15 protein-coding genes are annotated in these 14,655 nt (G+C 40.4%); all 15 read right to left on the bottom strand.

All coding sequences use genetic code 11. The annotated features are described in order from the left end of the window. Nucleotides 1-30: 30 nt before the first annotated feature. The gene (locus U1I11_RS12810) at nt 31-762 is read right to left on the bottom strand and encodes a glycosyltransferase family protein (RefSeq protein WP_322906520.1); all 732 of its coding nucleotides are present in this window, start codon (nt 760-762) and stop codon (nt 31-33) included. Nucleotides 763-799: 37 nt separating this feature from the next. Further along, the gene (gene pseH / locus U1I11_RS12805; RefSeq protein WP_322906519.1) at nt 800-1,339 is read right to left on the bottom strand and encodes a UDP-4-amino-4,6-dideoxy-N-acetyl-beta-L-altrosamine N-acetyltransferase; all 540 of its coding nucleotides are present in this window, start codon (nt 1,337-1,339) and stop codon (nt 800-802) included. Between the two features lie 185 nt (nt 1,340-1,524). Then, on the bottom strand, nt 1,525-3,168 hold the full coding sequence (locus tag U1I11_RS12800) for a hypothetical protein (protein WP_322906518.1): 1,644 nt from the start codon (nt 3,166-3,168) through the stop codon (nt 1,525-1,527). Between the two features lie 62 nt (nt 3,169-3,230). After that, nucleotides 3,231-4,220: a UDP-N-acetylglucosamine 4,6-dehydratase family protein gene (locus U1I11_RS12795; protein ID WP_322906517.1), complete on the bottom strand. Its 990-nt coding sequence runs from the start codon at nt 4,218-4,220 to the stop codon at nt 3,231-3,233. A 27-nt stretch (nt 4,221-4,247) separates the two neighbouring features. Further along, complete coding sequence (locus U1I11_RS12790; protein ID WP_322906516.1) at nt 4,248-6,041, bottom strand: motility associated factor glycosyltransferase family protein; 1,794 nt, start codon at nt 6,039-6,041, stop codon at nt 4,248-4,250. 200 nt (nt 6,042-6,241) lie between these two features. Then, nucleotides 6,242-7,510 (bottom strand): nucleoside-diphosphate sugar epimerase/dehydratase, encoded by a 1,269-nt coding sequence (locus tag U1I11_RS12785; protein ID WP_322906515.1) that lies wholly within the window; start codon nt 7,508-7,510, stop codon nt 6,242-6,244. A 101-nt stretch (nt 7,511-7,611) separates the two neighbouring features. Beyond that, nucleotides 7,612-8,712, bottom strand: coding sequence for a methyltransferase, TIGR04325 family (locus U1I11_RS12780; protein ID WP_322906514.1), 1,101 nt, complete (start codon nt 8,710-8,712; stop codon nt 7,612-7,614). Nucleotides 8,713-9,028: 316 nt separating this feature from the next. Beyond that, entirely contained in the window at nt 9,029-9,385 is a 357-nt protein-coding gene (locus tag U1I11_RS12775; RefSeq protein ID WP_322906513.1) for a hypothetical protein, read from the bottom strand. Next, nucleotides 9,385-9,768, bottom strand: a complete 384-nt coding sequence (gene fliS, locus U1I11_RS12770; RefSeq protein ID WP_322906512.1) for a flagellar export chaperone FliS — start codon at nt 9,766-9,768, stop codon at nt 9,385-9,387. The genes U1I11_RS12775 and fliS overlap by 1 nt, the downstream gene beginning before the upstream one ends. A 19-nt stretch (nt 9,769-9,787) precedes the next feature. Further along, nucleotides 9,788-11,335, bottom strand: coding sequence for a flagellar filament capping protein FliD (gene fliD / locus U1I11_RS12765; RefSeq protein ID WP_322906511.1), 1,548 nt, complete (start codon nt 11,333-11,335; stop codon nt 9,788-9,790). Between the two features lie 12 nt (nt 11,336-11,347). Further along, a complete protein-coding gene (locus U1I11_RS12760; protein WP_322906510.1) occupies nt 11,348-11,743 on the bottom strand; it encodes a flagellar protein FlaG in 396 nt (131 codons plus the stop codon). Nucleotides 11,744-11,924: 181 nt separating this feature from the next. Continuing rightward, nucleotides 11,925-12,695 (bottom strand): flagellin N-terminal helical domain-containing protein, encoded by a 771-nt coding sequence (locus tag U1I11_RS12755; RefSeq protein ID WP_322906509.1) that lies wholly within the window; start codon nt 12,693-12,695, stop codon nt 11,925-11,927. Nucleotides 12,696-12,938: 243 nt separating this feature from the next. After that, a complete protein-coding gene (locus tag U1I11_RS12750) occupies nt 12,939-13,709 on the bottom strand; it encodes a flagellin N-terminal helical domain-containing protein (protein ID WP_322906508.1) in 771 nt (256 codons plus the stop codon). Nucleotides 13,710-13,899: 190 nt separating this feature from the next. Further along, the gene (gene csrA, locus U1I11_RS12745) at nt 13,900-14,133 is read right to left on the bottom strand and encodes a carbon storage regulator CsrA (RefSeq protein ID WP_322906507.1); all 234 of its coding nucleotides are present in this window, start codon (nt 14,131-14,133) and stop codon (nt 13,900-13,902) included. Beyond that, the gene (gene fliW / locus U1I11_RS12740; protein ID WP_322906506.1) at nt 14,133-14,573 is read right to left on the bottom strand and encodes a flagellar assembly protein FliW; all 441 of its coding nucleotides are present in this window, start codon (nt 14,571-14,573) and stop codon (nt 14,133-14,135) included. The genes csrA and fliW overlap by 1 nt, the downstream gene beginning before the upstream one ends. Between the last annotated feature and the right edge of the window lie 82 nt (nt 14,574-14,655).

Raw genomic sequence — 14,655 nt, 5'->3', positions numbered from 1 at the left:
CTTCAAACAACAACGGGATCGTCACCCTATCTATACAACCGGTTTTTGCTGGATATGCGCATTAATATGATAAATATCCGGTCTAGTCAGCAAATAATCGACAATCTCTTGAGCAGAACGGTCGATACTATGTTCAAGTTCACTTGCTACTAGACGGCATACTTCATAATCCTCAGGCGTATCAACCGTCAACCGAAGTTCTGGATGTAATAGCTTGGACGGTACATCCAGCACACTATAGTTAAAATGTTCACTATATTCATACGCATAATACGTCACATGTTCCCGATGCCGTTCGGCGGTTGTATGCTCATACATCCATTGTAATGCAGCAAACGAAAATAACTCGGTCGTAAGACCACGAGTCAATTGTTCCTGCTGTTGATTAATGATAATATCTGCTGGTTGCTTCACCATAAGCTGGATCGTTTCATTCGCCAGCTCATAATCTACAAATGGACAATCCGATGTAACGCGTATCACATAATCGGGCTGATATTCATGTGCACATTCATAATAACGAGCTAGTACATCATCCTCTGAGCCGCGATAACAGGTCACCTTATTTGCTTCGCACCATGCTGCCAGCGGATTATCCTGCTCCAAAGTCGATGTTGCCACAATCACATGATCCACTAGTTGGATTTTGCGGCATCGCTGTACGACATAATCCAAAATACAGCTATCACCAAGCGGCATCAGCACTTTACCAGGCAAACGGGTAGAACCCATTCGCGCTTGAATGATCACGATTATTTTCATGCTTAATCCTCCACTTTACACAGCAGCGATAGTTCGTTTACGCAAGACCCAATATTCTATTTCCATATTTGCTTTTGTTATGAAACCATTCATCCGCAAGCAATTCATACGTATACACATCATGAAATGTATCGTATTTGTAAATATGATCACGTAAACAGCCCACTTCCTTGCAACCATAATGCATATGCATTTTGCGAACCGCAGTATTAGCAGCCATAACCTCGCCGCTAATCTTATTAAATTTTAACACTTCAAACACATAGCGGTATACATATGGAGCAAGCAACATACTTAACATGCTAACATCCTGCTCACCGATATAAAACGCCCAACTGCAACGATGGTGTTTGTGGTCGATATCATTAACGGATATAACGCCTACCTGTCTGCCTTTAGCAATGATAATCCAGTAACGCTGCGTAGCATCCTGACTGATCTGCGCAAACCACTTTGTCTGATCTTTCAATGTTGCATTTTCTGGCAAATCGGTAAACATATACCGTGTTACCCACGCCTGCGTACGCCATCTTAGCACCTGGTTCAAATGTTCTTCCTGTAACGGAATAAATTCCAACGTTAAAACCCCTTTACAAAAAACAGCTTATGTCAAAATAAGCTATTCTTCTGCTAACCACTGTTTGATACCGCTCCATTTACAGCAATTGTGGACGATCTAAACAAACGATATATATATGCTACCTATACAGACAACTACTTGACTAGGTGCAACAGCACATATAGACTGTACACCAATCACGTTTATTGTTCACTTTTCAGCTTCATCAAATAAATCGTTCTGGAATCGGATATTTGTTGTTTATCTTCGATTGTAAACCATTCTTCAAACACCTGTTCAAAATTAGTCTGGTTATACCACTCGAAAAATGGATTGATCCACTGACTTACATACTCATCATTACAATCCACAAATTCGATAATGAGATGCTGACGAATGACCTGCACAATTTTGTTGCGTAATTTTTCAAAAGTAAAGCCATTACTAAACATCAAATGATGAATAAACGCTAGGCATAACGCTGTATCAAATTTCGTTTCGCCCATAAACGATAAATTGTCTGGGAAATGATTAAAATCACTTACTAAAGGAATAAAATCAATCTTCTCTTTTTGGAAATGTAAATAAGCGTTATCGATACATTGATAGTCATAATCGGTCAAAACGCCTGTATAACGATGATTTTGATAAGCTTCGATACAATACAGACCATTATTGCCAGCTAGATCGATGAGTGTATTACCTGTCGTCTTGCCCAGAAAGGTTTGGATCACAGTATGCTTATGAGCTAATTCTTTTCTTTTAAAATCATCGCTAATCTGCATATTAAGCGGACGGTAGCTATCCCAATCCGTTTCTTCATAAATGGAAGTATCATTCAAATACTTGTTAATCCACGTATGCACAGCATGCAGAGCGTCATAGGAATCCTGCTGGGAGGCAACATCACTGTATATGTCAGCCATCAATACTTTACCTTCTTCATCCAAAAATGACTGAATCATAAAATATGGAGTAATCTCTTGTCCCATTTGCAGACGATATTCTTCACTTTTCAAATTCCGCATCAAAATGAGCGGAAATACAAAAGAATCGATCCATTCTTTCAAAGTAGGCATACTTAATGTGCCAAGTTGTAATGAACCATAATCAATCCAGTAAAAGGTATGATTCACATAGGTTAGATTAAGAATATGCCCATCTTTTAACGTCAAGCCTTCCTTGTGCAAATCGGTAAAAAGCTCAGCCACAAAATCCATCGCTTGTCGCTTCATCGTAAACGGCCAACTGCGGCTGTCCGAACAAATGGGAATAAACGGATGCGCCAAAATCAGTGGAAAGTTAGGGGTACTGTAATCCGTAACGATAGCGTCGATAATACGATGGTTGTAAAAATCTTTTTTTTGCATAATGCTTAATATCGCGTTGGCTTTTGTCTCACTATGCTTATAAACGGCTCTTAATATGCGGTTGTCTTGTTTAATTAAAACGCCTACTTCATCGATACTGTATTTCCACGGTTCACCAATTGTACTTAACTCGTCGATTTTCCGAGAAAACTTCATTGGCAAGCCGCCTTCTATATAAGGAAACAGCTCATTATAATTAACATAGTGTATACCGTATTGAATACCCTGTTGTTTAAGTTGTAGTTGAATCTCAAGTGAGTAAGAACTGGCAATAACAATCCTTTGATTATCCGCTAAAGTAATATGCTCGGGTTTAGTAATCGGAATTTCGTTTACATAAGTCCCATGCTTGTTGGGATCATTATCAAATATACCTACAACTTTATAATCGTTGTTTTGCAGTTGTTGCAGTACTTTTAGACCCAGTGAACCTACTCCAAACAGAATAACTTCTTTTGTATTATCAAACCCGATCATATATACACCCCTTGTATGAGCTTATTCTATTGGTAACTATTATCCATCCGCAGTTTGTACATTTATACAAGCTTTTCTTCTTGCAGCCATTGCTTAATTACTGCTTCATCTACCGGAATCATCGGTAATTCAAGCGGTTGCTGTTCCACATGAGAACGTCGATGCTTGAAAATGGAAGGAATCGTATACATATCTTCACTTTCTTCAGCAATTACTCTTTCATCCAGCGTCATAAGCTCCTCAAATTGTTTTTCACCGGGACGAAGACCTACATATTCAACCTTCGTTTGATGCATAATGCTATACTTTTCGGTCACTTGCTCAATCAATGCATGAGCCAGATCACCAATCCGCACTACCGGCATTTTCAAAACGAATATTTCTCCGCCTTTAGCCAGCTCATTTGCTTTCAAAATCAGGTCAATCGCTTGACTTGGAGTCATCATATAGCGAAGCATAGTTGGATCGGTAATCGTAATCGGTTTTTGATCCAAAATTTGCTGCTTAAACAATGGAATAACCGAACCGCGCGAGCCCATCACATTACCAAAACGAACGGCTGAGAATATCGTCTGTGTGGAACCTTTTTGCGATTCAGCTGAAGAAATTAGGCGCTCTCCTGTTAATTTGGTCGCTCCGTACGTATTGGTAGGCGAAATCGCTTTATCCGTGCTCGTAAACAACACCTTTTTCACATTGTTTGTAATCGCTGCTTGAATGACATTTTGAGTTCCGATCACATTAGTTTGCACCGCTTCAAATGGATTATATTCGCAAAATGGAACATGCTTCATCGCTGCCAAATGAAATACATAATCGATATCTTTCATCGCTCGAATTAGGCGATCTTGATCACGTACATCTCCGATTAAAAATCTTAGCTTGGGCGCGTATTCCTGAAACTGAATGCCCATTTCATATTGTTTGTATTCGTCTCTGCTGAATACGCGGATCACCTGCGGATCATCTTGAAGCAACTGCTTGATCAAATGATTACCAATCGTTCCAGTTCCGCCTGTAATCAATATTTTTTTTTGATGATATATGCCCATCCAACCACGACCTCCGCTTCTTTATCTTCAATTCATATTGATGTTCTCTAAGCGCTGCAATGAATGTTGGAAAATATCATGTAGTTCTTTTAGTGTATCCATCATCGTATTAACCAATTTGCCGAGATGAAGATAAATCAAGCTGGATTTGGTCATTATATTTTTCTCCGTAATGATCGCTGGCAACTGTTTATCAAACTGGGACAATTCCATTGGATTAATACATTCCATAATCGGTTCAAACCAGTCGCGATTCACAATTAACGTCCAGCTTTTTTCGATTTCTTCCAGCGTTTGCTGAGCTTTAAGCGGTTTGCTGCGGCTTAAGCCCTGCACTTTATCCAGCAACTTTTTTAAATTTCTCAATTCGACGTGTACAACTTCAAAATCTTGCGCGACCGCTTGCAGTTTTTGCTGTACCGCTTTGACCGGCGTTGACAAATGTGACGGTTGTTCAAGCTGTTGTTGTAGCAATTGCTCGATTGTGTGTGGAGCCATCTGCTCTGATTGGATCAGTTCAAGTACTTCTTCAACCGGCATAAATATCGAGCCGGCAATCTGCGCACCTTGGCGAGTGGCATTAATAAACTGCACATTAGGGAATGCGGCAATAAGTTCCTCCAATCCATTTTTCATAAACAAAAAGCTGCGGTTGGTTATATTTTGTGAACCTTCCACATTTTCAACTAGCCATTGATTTTCCGCTGCTTCAGCAATCTTTTCTTCCAAATACTTTGTATAAGCGTGTATAATGCCATCTGCATAAAACTGATTATTCGGAAACGATAAATCCTGCCCCATCATAATAATCTTACTTGCACCTAAACAAATTGCAGCCTGCATCGCCGTTCCTGTTACCGTTGAAGTCGGCTCAAGCAAAAATTGTTCTTTGGAAGCGCCCATAAAAAAATGAGACACAAAATCGTTCCGCAGTACACTATACATGCGCTGACTCTGCTTTTTTTCACTCAATCCGTAATATGCGGTGGATGTTATTAACATAGGCGCAGTTAGCGTCTCCGGCTCCGAAAAGATTGCGTCATTCACTTCGCCGCCGTCCATTACAACCGTTAGATGGGGTTGTATACCATGCTTGTTCAACGCCTGAATACTGGAACCTGCCGCAATAATCAGCGCATGTGATTTCAACTTTTTTAGCCATTCTATATCTTGCTGAAGCGACGGACCAGAACCTATAACTACAGCCGTACAACCGCGTAAAGCATTTCGTAATGATTCGATCAACGGCGATGTCATTACAGAACCGAGTTGATATAAACTGTTTCTCATCCATTGCACACGAAAATGATCCATCGTTTGCTGGTTCACTTCAAATGTTTCATTATATTTTACAAATTCTTCCTTTAAATCATACAACTGTTTTACACCATGTTCAAGATAATGACGATGCGCTACAAAAGCCAGATCATACTGCATATAACCGGAAATGGAGGAAAACAGCTTTTTCAACTGATCTTCGCCAATCGCAATTCCTTTAAAGCTAGGATGTTGAAACAACTCGACCAAATTATATTGTTGAATAGCATTGTAAAAAACAGAAATATTAGGTTCATACAAAAATACCCAACGATCTGGATATTGCTCAAGCAAATCAATAACAGCCAACCCTTGTCCAAAACCATACATAAAAATCAGCTTAAAGTCCTCAATCGAGCCTTGTACCGCCTCAAGCCAATCTTGATCTTTTTCCACACGTTCTGTATATACACTGGAAGCATCAAATTCCACATTTGTAAGGGCTTGAATGACATCAGGAAATTTTCTTGCCAAAAAATCAATATTCGCTTGTAAAATAGACACAATTACACCACCCTTTACTTGATCCAGTTTGCCTGTCTCTCCTAACAGTATATCGGATTTCCGGCAACTTCTATGAATGTTTTGCAAAAAAAACTAGCCTTTTTGCCTATGCAATCAAAAACGCATATAACCAGTTAGAGGACTGATCATATGCGCTGCTTTAATTGTTCATATAACGGATTAATTTTAGAACAGATCGATTAAGAGAGAGCAAAAACAATATCTTCTAACGATAAAACTTTATGTTCCTGTTCTTTTTGTTTGAAATGATCCATAAAAATATTAATCGCATCGTAAAAAGGCGTAATAATGATCGCATCTACATTTTGCAATAGCTCTTGTTGAGCGGGAGACACTTTTGGAACTCCGTTTATATCACCATACGCATTGGCATTATCAATAAAGCAGACGACCTGTATATTGGAATGTTGTAGCTCTGCATATACATTTTCGCCAAATTTACCTGCACCATAAATGGCAATTTTCTGAATGCCACGTTCCTGCAAATACTGCTGGATATAACGCTGACGATGTACATTTTTAAGCCACTGATCTTGCATCAAATAATACCGGTTATAGCGTGCTGCCATCTCCACTGTATCATAATGATGACGAATGACAGCATCATTAGCATAAGCTTGGAGTCGCTGTTCTTGCTTCTGCAATGCTTCAATATAGGGTGCATAGATATGAGTGATCACCTGCATGGAAATACGATATATCGTAGATACGTTGAACTGATTAGGGCCTGTATATTTGAAACCATGATAATGATAAAATACAAGGTCTTGTCCATCGATCTTCATATCGTCAGTCAAATGGTAACGCTGTACATTCCACGGAGCCGCAGTGCCGATATGTTGCAGCACATGCACGCCTTCAAACTGTTCTGGCCAATGATCGAGGTACTTTTGATCGCCAAATTTCCCGTCTTCGACACGTGCATAACACCATTCCAGACATCGCTCTTGCCACCACTCCAGCACGCTCATCCCATTTTGATCTGCTTTAAACGTAACAAATTCGACGCAGTAAATACCTGAAATATGGGATTGATCATATTCAGCCATATATTTATGACGATTGATTAAAACCGAACTACCGGAGGCACGAAATTCTTCCAGCAAAATAGAAGGTTTATGAAAAAACAACAGATCGGCATCGATATACGTAACTTCCCTCACGTCAAAATGCATTAATACATGTCCAATCACAAAAGGGGTACATGTCCAGCAATACTCTGCCACATTACGCTCGCCTTTTACGTTTAAAAGCGCTTCGGTTTCAAATTGCTGTAACGAGATCGCGACCAGGTGATCCAGCTTCAATTGTGTTATTATGCGATACGATGATTCATCAAAACAAAACACATATAATGTGAAGCTTTCTCCTGTTTCTACAAGCGATTCATACATCGCCAACCCTCTAGATAAATAATGAGAGTCAAACAGTGTACAATAATGATTCATCTTACAATCTCTCCTATCGCGATTAAAAATCTATTTACATCTATCATTTGTCGATTCTAATCTTGATAGCCGTATCTGATTTCAACCAGCACCAAACTGAATCAACCGTCCTGAGCAGCAGCCTTTGCTTTTAACAGCATTCCCTGTCCAATTACTTTATGTTTATGATCAAGATAAGCTTCGTCTTCAGGAATACTCCAGCGAAACAATATGTCGTGTTCTTGCTGCATCAGGTTAAGCCACTTGTTTTCTGCCAAAAACCATGCCGGATAAGAAGCATCGTAAATGGTAGGGTCTACATATTGGACCGATAAAATATCTTTTTCCTGTTCAATCAATTGTAACCGATTCATTAATATAAATAGAGTGTTAAAGCTTTTAATGATATTAAAATAAGTTTCAGGATCGTCTGTATGCTGGACAAAGCTACTTGCGATAATAAAATCAAACTCCCCGCTAGCAGCGGCATATTCCAATTCTGATTTGTTAATAAAACTCAGCTCATCATTCGCAAAGTTCTCTTTGCCTGCTGCACTCATGGAAGGTGTTTCAAAAACTACCCATTGAAAGCGCACAGTTGGAGGAAGAAAGGCTTTGAGCGTGTAATAATGTACACCCATACCACCACCAAAGTCAAGAATACGATATTCGTTTTTAGGCATAGTCGCCTGAATATGGGCAAAACTTGTCAACAGTTGTTGACTACGAGTATCCAGTCTTGTTTCCAAGTTCTTGATATGAGTTATCGTATATTGTTTAATTTTTTCGATAATAATCGGATTCTCATAGCCAGTAGATTGCTTCAACGCTTCTTCATACGACGCATAATTGCCAAAAAAACCGTAGCGTCCTTTCGGATCCAAATTGGAAAAATGAATAAAATCACTAAAATCTTCTATCTCTTTTAAGTCAAATGATTGTAATTGCTCACTTATTTCACGATAATACATACTGGAAATCAATACATACACATTTTTACGCGCATGATTTAGAATAGCGGGGGATTTCACTTCCAAGTTTAATGATTCGTTAAATTTCTGGCTATGCTCATTGTTATCGACAGCATAATCGATTCTAATTCCGAAATGGTCACAGAAAGATTTCACATGCTGTGCACCACTTCCACTTCCAAATATAACTATATCCCGATATCGAGCTTTATCTTTAACAAGTTCAACGGCATTCTTAATTTTTATGATCATTTTATCTCCTCATTCTTTGGTGTATGATCTTTTCGTTATGCTGAAAGAGACTTCTCCAAGACAACACTTCAATTCTTTTATCGGCAACCTTGCTCAAATCTACTGAATAGTGCTTATATCATAAGTGTGCGCGCATTCAATAGACACAGCAATAACATCATTGAGTTGCTTGGCGTTCAATATGTGCACATATCCTAATATATCGGATATTATTTATGAATTGTTAATATTACCAAAATATAATATTTATAATTATAGCAAAAAGCGCATGTGATCTCGAATTTGATGGTCACATGCGCTCATTTATTTAATACAATTATTTACGCCGATCTACAAAAAAACTGTCGGTTACATAATGCTGTTGATACGCATGCTGCTGCGTACGAATCGTGCCTTGCCGTTCTAGCCATTGACCTGCTTCTTGCTTGATTTCATTCATTTTATTTAAAATAATCGGGTCAAGCTGCATCAGTTCGGCAATTTGCGCTTTATGCTGCTCGGTCAGCTCGGAGCGATACAGTTCCATCTTTTCGATTAACACACCACGTTCAGCGATAAAAGCAAAAATTTCTTCATCACTAATGATCTGTAAACGCTCAACGATTGCAGAAGACAAGGCGTGTAACTGCTCCAGCAGTGACGACATGTTTTCTTCAGTCTGGTGTGTCATCATTATACACTCGTTGCTACGTCAGGCAAACGGCTAGCTGTTACCCATGTTTCCCGCAGATCATTCAGATGGATCAGCACGTCTTTGGCAGGTTCGCTATCTTTTTTCACATTCGATTCGATCAAACAATGCAGCATATACTCGTAAATACGCAGCAACTCATTCGCAATCGCAAAGTCAAAATTCAAAGACGAGATCAATTCATGCACAATCGCTTGTGCTTTGCATAAATTGTTGTTCGCTTTTTCCACATTATGTTCTTCAATGCCTTCAATACCTGCTTTGACAAAACGAATGGCACCATCATATAACATAATTAGCAACTTCGGTTTAGAAGCGGTTTGCGCTTGGGTTTGTTGATATTTTTGATAAGGTGATGGAATCACTTTATGGCCCCCTTTATTCCTATCTGAAGCTCGACAGAGCAGACGCTTGCGAATTGTATTTGTTCATCGCCGTTTCCATAGCGGTAAATTTTTGATAGTAATTCGTTTCTTTATCATTCAATCGGCTGGTCATATCCGTAATTTGACGATCTAATGAACTAAGCTGTGTACCTAATAAACTATTGAGCAGAAACGAAGCATTGGCATCACTGCTGACTTTAGACGTACCGGCTGTACTTGCCATACTTTCCAAAGACGTACGTGTAATTTTTTTCATTCTTGCCAAAATACCGTCATTTTCAGTATACGTATTGTTGAGTGCACTGCTAGAGTTGTTATTACCGAAAAAGTTAGTGACGATATTCGGATCGTTATCCAGCGCTGCTTTTAGCTTATCGGTGTCTAAAATCAGTTTACCTTTCGTTTCATACGTACCTGTAGAAATGCCGAGCTGGGCAAAACTGATCGTTGTGCCATTGTCCAACTTCACACCTTGCACCATCGCTGTACGCATGCTGGAAATCGTTTGCTCCAAAATGCCATCATCTTTCAGCATCCCGCTTTTTGCTTTTGTTTCCCATAGTTTGATCTGATCATCGGTCATCGTTTTTTTCTGATCTTCTGTCAGTGGAGGGAATTTAGCATAACGTTCTTCGCCCACTTTGTTGTTCATCAGTGACAACACACTATTGTATGCATCTACAAAACTTTGTACCGAACTAACCAATTTATCGGTATCGCCAACGACCGAAACTTGTGAAGATTGTCCGGAAGGCGACACCGCATTTAATGTCAATTGCACACCATTGATGACAAACTGATTGGTTGATTGCGTCATATCCAAACCGTTAATATTCACCTTAGCGTTTTTACCGAGTACGCTATTGGCAGAATCCGAATCGGTAGAGCTGGCAATATTAAAGCCGTCAAACGCATTCCCATTTGAATCACCGGACAGTGTGATTTTGCTGTTGCCGGTAGAATTGCTTGTGATCGACATTTTGCCAGAGCTGGAATCGTAAATAGCCGTAACGCCTGCTTGGCTCGTATTGATTTTTTGCACAAAATCATTAATTGTATCGGTGGCGTTATAAGCGATGGAGACTGCGGTGCCACTACCAAGCTTAATCGATACCGAGCCATTGTTGCTATTGCCTGTAACATCCGACATTTTCAGTTTGGAGCCGTCTTTGCCTCCATCTGAATCATTAGCACTGACACCTGAACTGGAAGACACGCGTGTAGCTGTTGCTAATTGTGACACAGTCACATTCATCGATGCACCATTTGCGGCTCCGTTGGCGGATGCCGATACGGATGATGTATCACCGGTTACGTTCGCCTTTTGTGCATTGATCGAGCTGCTCAAGCTCAAATTTGCCAGCTTATCATTTAGAAATGTAACCATTTGCGAACTGACATCACGATAGCTCTCCTGTTTCCAAGATACGAGCTGCCGTTGCTGATTTAATTTATCGAGTGGAATTTTCTCTGCGGTCATCAACTTTTTGACAATCGAGTCGATATCCATTCCACTTGCTAAACCGGAGATTCTGGTAACGTCCATTTTTTCAGCTCCCTAAATTTTTTTATCTACAATCATCCCGGTAACTTCCATTAGTTTGGCGATCGCATCTAAAACCTTTTCTGGAGGTGCTTCACGAATGATCTCACCGGTATCTTTGTTTTTAACTTTAATCATAATCGAATGGGTTTCTTTATGCATCGAAATTTCCAGCGATTTAGGCGGTCCTTGAATCGCATTAAATGTCTTTTTAAACTCTTGCACTGCTTCTTGAGAGTTCTCATCCACCTTTTTAGGTGCTGTTGGTGTCGCTACAGTCGGCACGGCAGCAATCGGCGCCACGGCGGTTGGATCGGTCGAAGGATCGGTACTCCTAGCAGTCGCATCTTTAACAGGGTTGGCGTATGCATTCATATTAACCATACTGCCCACATTATTGATTGGATTCATTTTATATCCTCCTTCACTTGCTGATGTATTTGTTAAATGATTTATACAACAATCGTTTTAGAATCAGGTTATGTATTTATATTATCGGTTAACGGCACCCTTTGTTTAACGCATATTGCTTAAAATAAGCAAAAAGACCCTGATAATATCAGGGTCTTTCGCAAAAACATGCCAGTTACGATTAACGCAGCAAGGACAGTACGCCTTGTGGCGCAGAGTTCGCTTGCGACAGCATCGATTGAGCCGCTTGTACCAAAATGTTGTTTTTGGACAGTGCAACCATTTCTTTCGCCATATCGGTATCACGGATACGCGATTCAGCAGCTGTCAAGTTTTCAACTGTTGTACCTAAGTTGTTGGATGTGTATTCCAGACGGTTTTGTACCGCACCGAGATTCGCACGTTGTGTTGCTACTTTCTCGATCGCTGTACTGATGCCCGACAGCGATGTGCTGGAAGTCAGACCACTGAAACCACCAGTCGAAATACCGGAGATCGTGATTTTGAAGTTCGCATCATCCGCTTGTACACTCACGCTACCAGTGTTGATGTGAATACCGTTGAACGTCGTGTTACTCATAATCGAATCGATCTGTTTACCCAGTTGGTTCAACTCGGCATTGATGTTCGATTTGTCGCCTGAGCTGTACGTACCGTTTTGTTTCTGTACGTTCAGTTCTTTCATCCGACCGAGCATGGAGCTCACTTCGTTCATTGCACCCTCTGCTGTTTGTGCAAATGAGATACCGTCTTGTACGTTGCGTTGTGCTTGTTCCAGACCACGAATCTGACCGCGCATTTTTTCGGAGATCGACAAACCTGCCGCATCGTCTGCCGCACGGTTAATCCGTTGACCGGAAGACAATTTCTCCATGTTTTTTGTTGCTGCTGCACTGTTCAGATTCAAGTTACGCTCTGTGTTCAGTGCTGGAATGTTGTGATTGATAATCATTGGTTTTTCCTCCCTGAATTTGGTTATTCCACATCCATGTGGTTGTTAGCTGAAACGATATTTTTAAGCAAATTAGCTTTAAAAACCGATTCTTTACTATATATCGTATGTAAGCATCCGTTTTGTTATAGTTATCCAAAAAAATATGTGATGATTATCGATCTGTCAGCTCATTCATTCCTCCAAAACAGAAAAAAGACCCTGATATGATCAGGGTCTTTCGCAAAAGCACGCCGGTTACGATTAACGCAGCAAGGACAGTACGCCTTGTGGCGCAGAGTTCGCTTGCGACAGCATCGATTGAGCCGCTTGTACCAAAATGTTGTTTTTGGACAGTGCAACCATTTCTTTCGCCATATCGGTATCACGGATACGCGATTCAGCAGCTGTCAAGTTTTCAACTGTTGTACCCAAGTTGTTGGATGTGTATTCCAGACGGTTTTGTACCGCACCGAGATTCGCACGTTGTGTTGCTACTTTCTCAATCGCTGTGCTCACGCTCGACAGCGATGTGCTGGAAGACAGACCGTTGAAACCACTCGTCGAAATACCGGAGATCGTAATTTTGAAGTTCGCATCATCCGCTTGTACACTCACGCTACCACTGTTAATGTGGATACCGTTGAACGTTGTGTTACTCATGATCGAATCGATCTGTTTACCCAGTTGATCCAACTCGGCATTGATGTTCGATTTGTCGCCTGCGCTGTACGTACCGTTTTGTTTCTGTACGTTCAGTTCTTTCATCCGACCGAGCATCGAGCTCACTTCGTTCATTGCACCCTCTGCTGTTTGTGCAAATGAGATACCGTCTTGTACGTTACGTTGTGCTTGTTCCAGACCACGAATCTGACCACGCATTTTTTCGGAGATCGACAAACCTGCCGCATCGTCTGCCGCACGGTTAATCCGTTGACCGGAAGACAATTTCTCCATGTTTTTGCTTGCTGCTGCACTGTTCAGATTCAAGTTACGCTCTGTGTTCAGTGCTGGAATGTTGTGATTGATAATCATTGGTTTTTCCTCCCTGAAATTGGTTATTCCACATCCATGTGGTTGTTGAGTCAGTCACAAGAATTTCTGTTACATGTAATCCTCTGTCCTGCTCTATACTATATATCGTCCACTGCAACTGTTTAAGTTATAGTTTTTTAGTATTTTTCTAAATTAATTTTTGTAAGCAAATCGTTTTTATTGTAGTAATTCAGCTATCTTTATTTTTCTTTTCATTCAGAAAGTCTTGAATCAGCTCTGTATTGATAGCGGCGCTTTGATTGCTTAACTGAATCGCATGATACACTTCTTTACGATAAATATCGATATTTTTAGGGGCGCTAATCCCGATTTTGATCGTATCTGCGTCCGTCGACAAAATCGTAACTTCGATCTGATCATCGATAATAATCGATTCGCCTTTTTTACGTGATAAAACGAGCATTAGCCTTCCTCCCCCTCCGACTGATTTGATTGCAGCGGATGACGAATCGTATAGTCCGTATTTTGCAAAATGATTTGCTTAGCGCGCAAATTGTCCAGATTAAAAACAATCGGTGCTACCAGATTCACAGTGCGGTACTGCGGCATTTTGTTCCAAGATACGATATTGCGCACCACGACCTGTTCTTCACTCGTAATGCCTAGTTCTGCGATTACATCGTCCGGCAATGCTATTTCATACTGTGGAAAATACACAAATGGGTCCAGCAAAATGAAGTTAATCTCGGAATGGTCAAGCGGCTGTAATATGCTAAATGGTTCAACCTGCGGAATATAGACATAGTTGGTCAGTTCTGGGAACCCAGGGATACCTTTGGAAAATGTAAATACTTTATCGTCCCCGTCAGATGAGACAGACGGATTCAGCTGTGGATCAGACATGCTGCATATTCCTCCTTATTTTCAGCAAAAGGCTACGGACAGAGGTAGTCCATAGCCTTTTAAAGTTATTAATTATTACACG

Source organism: Paenibacillus campi (genome assembly GCF_034659835.1).
Lineage (GTDB): Bacteria > Bacillota > Bacilli > Paenibacillales > Paenibacillaceae > Saccharibacillus > Saccharibacillus campi.
This window is presented reverse-complemented; position numbering and strand designations above follow the sequence as displayed.